7 protein-coding genes and 1 riboswitch are annotated in these 10,081 nt (G+C 59.4%); of the genes, 2 read left to right on the top strand and 5 right to left on the bottom strand.

Translation table 11 applies throughout. The features are described from left to right. Nucleotides 1–6: 6 nt before the first annotated feature. A complete protein-coding gene (locus ACY692_RS07350; protein WP_462324704.1) occupies nt 7–696 on the top strand; it encodes a Crp/Fnr family transcriptional regulator in 690 nt (229 codons plus the stop codon). Nucleotides 697–802: 106 nt separating this feature from the next. On the opposite strand, the gene ACY692_RS07355 is transcribed toward ACY692_RS07350, so the two are convergent. Beyond that, nucleotides 803–997, bottom strand: coding sequence for a hypothetical protein (locus tag ACY692_RS07355; RefSeq protein ID WP_462324705.1), 195 nt, complete (start codon nt 995–997; stop codon nt 803–805). A 285-nt stretch (nt 998–1,282) separates the two neighbouring features. Here ACY692_RS07355 and ACY692_RS07360 point away from each other — a divergent pair, with 285 nt between their 5' ends. Then, nucleotides 1,283–2,047, top strand: coding sequence for a DUF4197 domain-containing protein (locus tag ACY692_RS07360; protein ID WP_462324706.1), 765 nt, complete (start codon nt 1,283–1,285; stop codon nt 2,045–2,047). A gap of 248 nt (nt 2,048–2,295) precedes the next feature. On the opposite strand, the gene ribB is transcribed toward ACY692_RS07360, so the two are convergent. The 4 genes from ribB to ACY692_RS07380 form a co-directional block, all read right to left on the bottom strand. Beyond that, the gene (gene ribB, locus ACY692_RS07365) at nt 2,296–2,949 is read right to left on the bottom strand and encodes a 3,4-dihydroxy-2-butanone-4-phosphate synthase (RefSeq protein WP_462324707.1); all 654 of its coding nucleotides are present in this window, start codon (nt 2,947–2,949) and stop codon (nt 2,296–2,298) included. Between the two features lie 116 nt (nt 2,950–3,065). Then, nucleotides 3,066–3,212: riboswitch (FMN riboswitch) on the bottom strand. 444 nt (nt 3,213–3,656) lie between these two features. Then, a complete protein-coding gene (locus tag ACY692_RS07370; RefSeq protein WP_462324708.1) occupies nt 3,657–6,818 on the bottom strand; it encodes an efflux RND transporter permease subunit in 3,162 nt (1,053 codons plus the stop codon). A gap of 9 nt (nt 6,819–6,827) precedes the next feature. Further along, nucleotides 6,828–8,009, bottom strand: coding sequence for an efflux RND transporter periplasmic adaptor subunit (locus tag ACY692_RS07375; protein WP_462324709.1), 1,182 nt, complete (start codon nt 8,007–8,009; stop codon nt 6,828–6,830). Nucleotides 8,010–8,161: 152 nt separating this feature from the next. After that, nucleotides 8,162–9,652, bottom strand: coding sequence for an efflux transporter outer membrane subunit (locus ACY692_RS07380; RefSeq protein WP_462324710.1), 1,491 nt, complete (start codon nt 9,650–9,652; stop codon nt 8,162–8,164). Between the last annotated feature and the right edge of the window lie 429 nt (nt 9,653–10,081).

Below are 10,081 nucleotides of genomic sequence, written 5' to 3' on the forward strand. Positions count from 1 at the left end.
GAAGGCATGCAAACTGAAAAGATCGTGGATATTTTGGAGAGGGTGGACCTGTTTGACGGGCTGGATGCCGAGTATCTGTCCATCCTGGCCGGGATCGCCAGGAACGTGCGCATGGACAAGGGCCGGACCATCTTCTGGGCCGGGGATGCGGGCAAGGGCTTTTATCTGGTCCGGTCGGGCAGGGTCAAGATTTTCAGAACCTCCTTCGCGGGCAAGGAGCAGATTCTGCATGTGTTCGGATTCGGGGAGGCCTTTGGCGAGGTGGCCGTGTTTGCCGGGGACAGGTTTCCCGCCTCGGCCGTGACCCTGGAGCCTTCGGAATTGTTGTTTTTCCCCAGGGATGCGTTCCGCAAACTCCTGGCCAGGGAGCCGGAGCTGGCCCTGCAGATGCTGGCCCTGCTGTCCAGGCGGTTGAGGGCCTTTGTGAATAAGGTCGACGAACTCAGTCTCAAGGAGGTTCCTGCCCGGCTGGCGGGCCACTTTCTCCTTCTGGCTGCGGCGGGCAGGGGCGATTCTTTTGAACTCGATCTCTCCAAGACCGAACTGTCCAAATATCTGGGGACCATCCCGGAAACCCTCTCACGGACCCTGAAGAAGCTGGAGAGGCAGAAAATCATCAGCGGGAACGGGGCATACATCGAAATCGTCGATCGGCCGGCGCTCGAGGAGGTGGCAGGGGGATTGGTCCGGTTGTGAAAATATGCGGACGGGAAGAGCCGGGGCGGGCAGTGGAGGTGCCCGTCTCGGATTTCCGGTGGAGGGGAGAGAGATCCGCTGTCAGGAATGGCCGGGAAGAACCTGCCTAATGTCTGGTTCCATGGGGCAGATGGCGGAAGAAATCGAGGACGGAACGGACATTCGGTCCATGGGGGTGTTTACAGTCATGCCGTGCGTTGTTGATGGTCCATGTCCCTGCGCTGCAGGTGTTGCAGCCGAAGGTTGCAAGGTGGTTGTAGTAGCGGTCCATGGCTTTGGTGATGGCGCTGACAAAGAGCATGTTACCTCCCTCGGGTGATGGTTGATGGAAAACGGGCCAGAGATATTTTGGCCCCCAAAGAACCAATCTGTACGCCTTATGTGATTGATTGCAATGATTGTGAAAAAAAAAGCTTGGTCCCAATACAATTTCTTGACGACAACGGCAGGGCGAGATTTTGTGGCAAGGGAGCGCGCTGTGAGCATTCTCGGGTCCAGAGGCTCGGCGTTTTCGGAAATATGGACGATTGATCCATGTGATTGCGTGTAAATACCAATACGGGAAGAAAAACAGGGGAGGGGGACCATGAAGACATCTTGTACGGTTGTTCTGGGTATCATGCTCGTTCTAATGGGTACAGCACCGGGCTATGCCGGCTGGGGGGATGTGGTCGGAGGTGTTGCAGAATCCCTGACCGGCTCGGATTCCGGTAAGGACGGATCGAAGCGGGGGGCCAAGGCCTCGGACAGCGAGGTCATCAAGGGGCTCAAGGAGGCCTTGGTTTCGGCCGCGCAAAAATCGGTGAAAGCCCTGGGGACCGAGGATGGTTTTTTGAAAAATCCCGAGGTGTCCATTCCCGTGCCCGGTCATCTGTCCATGGTGGCCACGGGACTCGAAAAGATGGGGCAGGAGCAGCTGGTGGAGGATTTTGTGGTCAGCATGAACAGGGCTGCTGAAAAGGCCGTTCCCAAGGCCACCCCCATCTTTCTGGACGCCGTCAAGTCAATGAGCCTGGAAGACGCCCGCAAGATTTTGAACGGCAAGAATGACGCAGCAACCGTGTATTTCAAGGACCACACCGCAAAAGAGCTGACCAAAGAATTTGCTCCGCTGGTCAAGGAGGCCACGGACAGCGTCAACGTGACCAAATATCTCAAGGCCATGCAGGACAGGGCCAAGTCCATGGTCGGCATGGGCGGGATGAGCATGGGTGACATTGACGAGTATGTCACCGAAAAGGCCCTGGACGGCCTGTTCGCGGTCATGGCCGAGAACGAGGCCGCGCTCCGCAAGGATCCCATGGGGCAGGGATCGAAATTGCTGCAAAAGGTCTTTGGTTTCGGGAAATAGGGGGGACGAGGGAAGACGTGCGCAGTGCACAGTACGCAAGGAACGATCGGTTGCAGTGAACAACGGAAAGGGTGCGGTTCAATATGGACCGCACCCTTTTTTTGAGGAAGTCCCAGTATGGGGCCTGAAGGTCCCATACCTCCCCTATACTGGATATGGGCACCGCGCAATAATATCTCAACTTGATTCCGGGAGTATGGTATCTTCTGCTGCGTACCGACGGCTGCAGGTTCTGCTGCCCATATTGTCTACGCCGCCCCTTCCTGGATTTTCTGACGGTAGACGACAATATCTTCCACCGTGAGGACGGGTAAACTATGTTTCTGACCGATGGCTATGATTTCCGGGAGCCGGGCCATGGTTCCGTCGGGGTTGGTCACTTCGCAGAGGACGCCGTAAGGCTTGAGACCGGCCAAGCGCATCAGGTCCACGGTGGCCTCCGTGTGGCCGCGGCGTTCGAGCACGCCGCCGGGGCAGGCCTTGAGGGGAAAAACATGCCCCGGGGAGTGGATGGATTCTCGGGTGGCGTCCTCGGCAATGGCCGCCTGGATGGTGGTGATCCGGTCGGCTGCGGAAACACCGGTGGTCACCCCCTGGGCCGCCTCGATGGAGACGGTGAAGGCGGTCTTGTAGGCACTTTCGTTTTTGTCGACCATCATGGGCAGGTCCAGACGGCGGATTTTTTCCTCGGGCATGCACAGGCAGACGATCCCGCTGCACTCGCGGATGAGCATGGCCATCTGGGGGGGGGTCAGGGACTCGGCCGAAAAGATGAGGTCGCCCTCGTTTTCGCGGTCCGCGTCGTCTGTAACGAGCACACCCTTGGCGGAACGCAGGGCCTCGAGGGCCGTTTCCACACGCCGGATGGGTGAACCGAAGTTGTCGAGAAGGGACTGATTCATGGTAGGTCTCCTTGGGTATGATGGGGTACCAGAATCAGGGCGAAAGAAAAGACAGGAGCCCGCAACGGGCATCGGAAAGGAAACGCCGTGCAAAGGGGCGTGGCGTTTGGGAGCTGTCTCATCCTCTTTCATCCGGACTGTCACCGTCGGCCCCGGCCTCTCACCGGGTCTGCTGACCTTCCTGCCGTCAGGAAGCGCTCGCGGGCTTCCCGGAAAGCCGGGATACCGCCGGTGGGGAATTGCACCCCGCCCTGAGAATAAGTGGAAGAATTGCTACGCCGGGTGGAAGGCTATTGTCAATGGAAGAAAAGATTGGAGGGTATGGGGATATGGGGATATAAGATATAGGATATATGATATAGGATAAAAATCCCCGTCATCCTGGACGTGATCCGGGATCTTCGGGGGATGGGCTATTTTTCAGGACTCCACAGTGCCAAAAAAAGTCGGGGACTGCCTTGTTGTGGCAATCCCCGACTTCCCATGCATCCTATATCCCTATGCAGGCATATGCCCGCAACCCAAGAAAGGCTCTCACCGCCCGCTCGCAAACTCGCTCGAGGCATATGGAATATGCCGGGCGGTGAATGCTGGTTTACGCCTTTCGATTTTCTTGTTTTCTATGGCAGAATTTCACGAGTAAGGTACTATGTTTTGTATCCTGTATCTTGCATCCTATATCCTGAAGCGAAGCGCTCCTATATCTTTCACAGTTCTTCCACCCCGGGCTTGGGCTTGTTGTGTTCCATGACCGGGTTTTTCTTCTTTTTCCAGAAGTGTTCGCTCATGCCCTGGATGACCACGTAGAACACCGGAACGAAGAAGATCATCAGGAAGGTGGCCGAGATCATGCCGGCGAACACGGCCGTGCCCAGGGCCTGGCGGCTGGCGGCTCCGGCGCCGGTGGCAATGACCAGGGGGAAGACGCCCAGGATGAAGGCGAAGGCCGTCATCAGGATGGGTCTAAATCGTAGCCTGGCCGCCTCGAGGGCGGCTTCCCTGATGCCCTGCCCTGCCTCGTGTCCTTCCTTGGCGAATTCCGAGATGAGGATGGCCGTTTTACAGGCCAGGGCTATGAGCAGGACCATTCCTATCTGCGTGTACACGTTCACGTCCATGTGCCGGATGTACACGGCGATGCCCGTGCCGACGAGGGCCAGGGGAACGGCGAAGATGATGGTCAGCGGGAGTGTCCAGCTCTCGTACTGGGCGCACAGGACCAGATAGACGAAGATGATGGCCAGGGCGAAGATGATGGCCGTGGCCGATCCTGCCATCTTTTCCTGATAGGACATGCCCGACCAGGCGTATCCCATGGAGGTGGGCAGTTTGGCCTGGGCGATATTCTCCATCATGGTCATGGCCTGGCCCGAACTGACCCCGGCTGCGCCCTGTCCGTTCAGGGTGGCTGTGGGGTACATGTTGTACCGTGTGATCAGCTGGGGGCCGAGGGTCTTGCTCACCGTGACGATGGTGCCCAGGGGGATCATGTCGCCGTCATTATTGCGGACCTCGAGTTTCTTGATGTCCTCGACCCGACTGCGGTACTTGGCGTCCGCCTGGACCCTGACCTGGTAGGATCTGCCGAATATGTTGAAGTCGTTGACATATTTCGAGCCGAGATTGGCCTGCAGGGTGTTGAAGACATCGGACAGGGGGATGCCCAGGCTTTTGGTCTGGGTTCGGTCCACATCGGTGAACAACTGGGGGGTGTTCGCCCTGAAGGTGGAATAGACCTGGGAAAGGGTGGACTGGCCGTTGGCGGCCATGGCGATGTCCTGGGTCATCTGCTGCAGGGCGGTCAGGCCGACATCTCCCTTGTCCTGGATTTTCATTTCGAATCCGCCCGCCTGGCCCAGTCCCGTGATGGCCGGGGGAGCAAAGGCGAACACCGTGGCTTCCTGAATGTTTCCGGCGATCCGGTAGAGCTGACCGATCATGGCCTTGACGTCCAGCCCCTTGGGGAGACGTTCGTCCCAGGAGTCAAAGACCACCCAGATGGTCGCGGCGTTGGAGGCGGCTGCGCCGTCCAGCAGAGAATAGCCGGGCACCGAGATCCAGCTGCTAACCCCGGGGAGTTGGGCGATTTTCTTGTTCAGGGTATCGATGACGGCAAGGGTCCGCTCCTGGGAGGCCGCGTCCGGCAGCTGGACGCTGACCATGGCGTATCCCTGGTCTTCCGAGGGAACGAACCCCGTGGGAAGCTGGAGCATTCCCCATCCTGCGGCTGCGGCCAGTGCCACAAAGAGGACCATGCAGATAAAGCCGCGCCTGACCATGCCGCCAACAATAGCACCGTAGCCCTTCTGGAACTTGTCAAAGGTCCAGTTGAAGGCACGGGCGAAGATGTTGTGGTGCGAGGACGTGGGTCTGAGGATGATGGCGCACAGAGCCGGGGAGAGCGTCAGGGCGTTCAGGGCGCTGAACACCGTGGCCGTGGCAATGGTCAGGGCGAACTGCCGGTACAGGGCCCCGGTGATCCCACCCAGAAAGGCGGTGGGTACGAACACGGCCAGAAGGACCAGGGTGGTCGCCACGACTGGCCCGGTGACCTCGTCCATGGCCCTGATGGTTGCTTCCTTGGGAGGAAGACGGAGATCGTCCATGTTTCTGGTGGCGTTTTCCACCACCACGATGGCGTCATCCACCACGATCCCGATGACCAGGACGATGCCGAACAGGGAGAGCATGTTGATGCTCACCCCCAGTCCGGCCATGACCGCAAAGGTCCCGATGAGGGAGACCGGGATGGTGGCCGCCGGGATCAGGGTGGCCCGCCAGTCCTGCAGAAAGACCAGGATGACGATGAACACCAGGACAATGGCGATGAAGAGGGTCTCCACCACCTCGTCGATGGACGCGTTCACGAATTCCGTGGTATCAAAGGGAATGGAATAGTCGAGGTCGGTGGGGAACCCCTGTTTGAGCTCTGCCAGGCGGGATTTGACCTCCTTGGCCACGTCCAGGGCGTTGGCCCCGGGCTGCTGGTACACGGCTATGGCGGACGTGGGGATGCCGTTGGCCTGGCTGGTCATGTCGTAGCTCTGGGCACCGAGTTCCACCCTGGCGATGTCCCGAAGGCGGACCATGGCCCCGCCGGGCAGGGCCTTGACGATGATGGACTCGAACTGCTTGGCGTCGGTCAGCCGGCCCTTGACCGTGATGGAATACTGGAAGTCCTGCTCCTGGGGCGCCGGTGGCTGGCCGATCTGCCCTGCAGCCACCTGGACGTTCTGCTCATTGATGGCGTTGAGCACGTCGGTGGTGGTCAGCCCGCGGGCCTTGAGCTTGTTGGGATCGAGCCAGATACGCATGCTGTAGTCACCCGCTCCGAACACGGAAACCGAGCCCACCCCGTCGATCCTGGAGAGTTCATCCTTGATGTTGAGGGTGGCATAGTTGCTCAGGTACAGGGGATCGAAGGTGTTGTTCGGCGATGTCAGGGTGGCGAAGAGAAGAATGTTGGTGGACTGTTTCGACGTGGTCACGCCGATGCTCTGAACGGCTTCGGGGAGCGATGCCGTGGCCTGGCTGACCCGGTTCTGGACAAGGACCTGGGCCATGTCCAGATCGGTCCCGATGTCAAAGGACACGGTCAGGGAATAGTCCCCGTTGTTGGCGCAGGTGGAGGACATGTAGATCATGTCTTCGACCCCGTTGACCTGTTCCTCGATGGGCTGGGCCACGGTGTCCGCCAGAACCTGGGCGTTGGCACCGGGATAGTTGGTGGTCACCGAGATGGTCGGCGGGGAGATCTCCGGGTACTGGGCCACGGGAAGACTTTGGAGGGTGACCAGACCGGCGATGATGATCACGATGGAGACCACGGCCGCGAAGATGGGGCGGTTGATGAAGAAACGGCTGAACATGGGGACTCCTTATGCGGCTTCAGAGGGGGCGGATGTCTTGACCAGGCTCTCGGGCTTCACTTCCGTGGGAGCGACCACGGCACCTGGCCGGGCCTTTTGAAGGCCTTTGACGATGACCCGGTCGTCGGGTCCGAGTCCCTTGGTGATCACCCGCATGCCGTCGACCAGGGCTCCCTGGGTCACGGAGCGATATTCCACCTTGTTGTCCGTACCCACCACCAGGACGTACTCACCCTGCTGGTCCACACCCAGAGCCAGGTCGGGCACCAGGAGTGCGCCTTCTTCCTGGCCCAATGGCACCCGGATGCGGGCGAAGAGGCCCGGGAGCAGCCAGTGGTCTTCATTATCGAAGACCGCTCTGACCTGCATGGTCCCGGATGTCGACTGCAGCCGGTTGTCGATATAGTCGATGTTGCCTTCTGTGGGATAGCCGGGCTGATTGGAAAGCCCGAGGAAGGCCTTTTGCTTGGTATTGAGGGAAAATTTTTCGGTTTTGCAATGTTCCTGGTAATACAGGAGATCCCGTTCGCTGACCGTGAAATAGGCGAACATGGGGTTGTCATCCACGATGGTAGCTAACAGGGTGGGAGTGCCCGCACCCACCAGGTTGCCCTGGTCGACCAGGCTGCGGTCGATGCGTCCACTGATGGGCGCCTTGATATGGGTGTAGTTGAGATTTAGTTGTGCAGTCTCCACGCTGGCCTTGGCGCTCTCCACCTGGGCGTCGGCCTGTTCTTTTTTGGCCCTGGCCTCGATCACGTCCACTTCACTGACCGCTCTGTCCTTGAAGGCATTTTCCTTGCGGGTCAGGGTTGCCTTGGCCAGCTCCAGCTCCGCCCGGCGCACGAGCACTTCCGCCTGGGCCTCCTTGAGCTTGGCTTTATAGGGACGGGGATCGATGACAAAGAGCAGATCACCCTTCTTGACGTAGGAACTGGGGGTGAAGAGGATTTTTTCCAGATACCCTTCCACCCGGGGGCGGATCTCCACGGACTCCTGGGCCTCGGTGGTCCCGGTGAAATCGGCGTAGTTGGTCACTGTCTTGACCAGGGGCTTGCTCACGGTGACGCTTGCCGGGGGTGGGGGGACATAGGTGTTCTTTTTCTCCTTGCAGCCCGTAGCCAAAAGAAGGGCGAGGAGGCTCAGGGTGAGGGTGAGATATATGGGGGAATGGTTGGTCGTTGGTTGCATGGGGTGGCTCCTTGTTGGGGAAAAAAGTGCGCAGTGCGCCGCGGGCAGTGCGCAGGGGAAACGGGTTGTGGCTGTTTTTTTGTGACCTTGTTGACTCTGTTGACTTTGGGGACCTTGTTGAGCTTGGGCCTTCGGCCTTTTTGGATTTGGGGTTACTCGAAGACTGTTTCTTCGAGGGTGGGCAGGGGGGCCTCGGGGGCGTCGGGGTTCCAGCCGCCGCCCAGGGCGGCGTAGAGGTTGACGAAATTGGCCGCGCTGCTGCCCCGGGCCGAGGCCAGGTCGTTCTCCAGGGAGAACTGGTCACGCTGGGCGTCCAGGACGTCCTGGAAGTTGACCAGGCCCTGTTTGTACAACTGGGTGGACAGGTCCACCGACCGTCTGGCCGCGTCCACGGCCCGGTTCAGGGCCCCGAGCTGCACCCGGTCTTCGATGTAGGCGCGCAGGGCGTTTTCTACTTCGTTCAGGGCATTCAGGACCGTGCTTTCGTAGCGGAGCATATACTGCCTGGCCACGGCGTCCTGGGCCTTGACCTGGTTGCGGATGCGGTTGGCGGAAAAGATGTTCCACCGCAGGGATGGTCCGAAAGCGAACACGTTGCTGGCCGGTTCGAACAGGTCGTTGGTGTTCACGGATTCATACCCAAAGGATCCCGTCAGGGAGAGGCTCGGGTAGAGGTCCGCCTTGGCCACGCCGATGCGTGCGGTCTGGGCGGCCAATTGGCGTTCAGCCTTGCGGATGTCCGGGCGTTGCCGGAGCAGGTCGGCGGGCATGCCCAGGGTGGCCTTTTGGGGCGGCAGGGGAATCTCCTTGGGGGTGCTGAGCTCGTCATACAATGCGCCGGGCTGACGGCCGAGGAGCACGGCCATGGTGTTGATGGACTTGGAGAGTTCGATACGCAGGGGCGGCACCGAGGCCTCGGAACTGGCCAGCACCCGCTCTGCCTGGGCCACTTCCAAGCTGGTGGCCAGCCCGTACTTGAATTTGGACCGGGTCAGGTCCAGAACCTGTTTCTGGGATTCGATGTTGGCGTCGGCAGCGGACAGCCTGGCCTGGTAGGTCCGGATGTCCAGATAGGTCTGGGCAACGTTGGCGTACAGGGAGATCATCACGTCGGTCCGGTCTTCCCGTGTGGCCTGGTAGTCGGCGCCGGCCGCTTCCACGGAGCGCCGGATGCGGCCGAACAGATCGATTTCCCAGCTGGCCGAGACGCCGGGCGAGTACAGGCTGTCGGTCTTGCCGAGGCCATAGTTGTTCTTACTCGTCCGGTAGCGGGAGATGTTTGCAGTGGCGTCCAGGGACGGGACTTCCTCACCCAGGGCCACGCCGAGCTGGGCCCTGGACTCGTCCACCCTGGCCACGGCTTCCTTGAGGTCCAGGTTGCCCTTGGATGCCTCGGTGATCAGCTTGGTCAGCAATGGATCGTCATACAGTTTCCACCATTCCAGAACCAGCTTCTCCCGTGCCTTTAAGGCCGGATCGAGAGGCGTGTTCCAGGATTCCGGCATGTCAGTTTTTGGAGGGGTGTATGTTGGCCCCACCGCGGCACAACCTGCGAGCAGCAGGACGAGGACGGGCAGCAGGGAGTTCAGGATGCATCCCGTGCGTGTCAGACAATGGTGTGGATGACAGCTGGTTCGGTCCATAAGCACGATGTCCATGGTTGCGGGTGAAGACGTCGGTGCGGATGTTACGCAGTGTGTCTATCTGACTGTAACATACGCTCTGCCTTGTTCAGTATTTCCGTGGTCCGTAGCAAATAATGGTGACGATGGATAGTGCTTATTGCGGCATAATTCTGCAATCTTTACGTAACTATAGCTTAGTCGCCCGGCATGTTGGTGGTGGAAATTTTGAAACTATTCAGGTGCAATCAATATTTCCTGTAGGGGCGGTCCTGTGTGTCCGCCCATTGTGTGGATACCAGGTAGAAGTGGGCAATGTACCCGAAAACGGGCGGACACACAGGTCCGCCCCTACGGGGGATTTCAATGAGACGTGAATGGTTACGATTTTTTTTAGGCTCTTATTGCGTTTCGGGGGCCTACTCGCAATGCAAGGTCACTCCCCCCTGG

The sequence above is a fragment of the Desulfoplanes sp. genome, assembly GCF_054921335.1.